The organism is Methylobacter psychrophilus, assembly GCF_025583945.1.
GTDB classification, from domain to species: domain Bacteria; phylum Pseudomonadota; class Gammaproteobacteria; order Methylococcales; family Methylomonadaceae; genus Methylobacter_C; species Methylobacter_C psychrophilus.
The window spans coordinates 1-1,118 of record NZ_JAOEGU010000149.1; the positions used below are offsets into that span (position 1 = coordinate 1).

The window sequence follows — 1,118 nt, forward strand, 5'->3', positions numbered from 1 at the left end:
AAATGAAAAAATATAAAAGGTATTCAGTAGGCTTCAGAGAGCAGGCCCTGGTAAAAGTATACAATCGTGGTAATGACCAATCAGTTCAGTCCGTCGCAAACGAATTGAATATCCATTTAACAACCTTGAAGGCTTGGATGAAACAGAAGGAACAGGACGTCAAACTTGCACCGCTAAAATCAAAGCGTCCCGAAGATTGGAGCTCTGAAGAACGCTTTACCGCTTTACAAAAAACCTATAATTTGATCGGTGAAGACTTAAATGCCTGGTGTCGTGAACGCGGCGTTTTTATTCATCAGTTGGAACAATGGAAAGCTGATTTCTGCCGCCAGGATGACTTAGTAGACAAGCGTGAAGAAGCGCGGGTCCTGCGTATATTGAAAGAAGAAGTCCAAAGCCTTGAGCGCAATTTATTGCGTAAAGACAAAGCCTTAGCAGAGGCCGCAGCGCTGTTAGTACTGCAAAAAAAGTTCCGGGCGCTCTTGGGGGGAGAGGTCGAATGACTGGCCACGAAGAGCGCGAACAAGTGATTGCTTTACTTAATGAATCAGTAACTGCGGGAGCACGTCAAGCTAAAGCCTGTGAAGTATTAGGACTTAGTGAGCGTACCTTACAACGCTGGCAGACAGGTGAGACGATTCACTGCGATCAACGCCCCTTGCGTGACTATCAACCGCCACACAAACTAACAGCAATCGAGCGTGCCGAGGTGCTGATCGTCGCTAATTCAGATGAATTTGGTCATCTGCCACCGAGTCAGATCGTTCCACGACTGGCCGACCAAGGTAGCTATCTGGCGTCTGAGTCGACCTTCTATCGCATCCTGCGCGAGGAAAAACAGCTTACCCATCGGCGTAGCGAACGTCCGGCTCAAACACGAACAAAGCCACGCGCGGCATGTGCTACAGCACCTAATCAACTGTACAGTTGGGACATTACTTATCTGCCATCACTGATCCGTGGACAGTTTTTCTATCTGTATCTATTTGTTGATATTTTCAGCCGAAAGATCGTCGGTTGGCAGGTGTATGAAGAAGAAAACAGCGCCTTGGCTGGCGAATTGTTACGTGATCTCTGTCATCGTGAAGGGATACAGGCAGAACAGCTTATCCTGCATT

The 1,118-nt window shown here is 47.5% G+C and carries 2 protein-coding genes; both read left to right on the top strand.

Annotated features, from left to right (window positions below):
• Positions 1 to 2 precede the first annotated feature (2 nt).
• The gene (locus N7974_RS20585) at positions 3 to 503 is read left to right on the top strand and encodes a transposase (protein WP_262967399.1); all 501 of its coding nucleotides are present in this window, start codon (positions 3 to 5) and stop codon (positions 501 to 503) included.
• Positions 500 to 1,118 (top strand): DDE-type integrase/transposase/recombinase (locus tag N7974_RS20590; RefSeq protein ID WP_262967400.1); only part of this gene is annotated, 619 nt, incomplete at its 3' end. The genes N7974_RS20585 and N7974_RS20590, both read left to right, overlap by 4 nt.

Excerpts from the sequence above, each read along its gene's own strand:
- N7974_RS20585 (WP_262967399.1), top strand. The coding sequence starts at position 3 with ATGAAAAAATATAAAAGGTATTCAGTAGGCTTCAGAGAGCAGGCCCTG.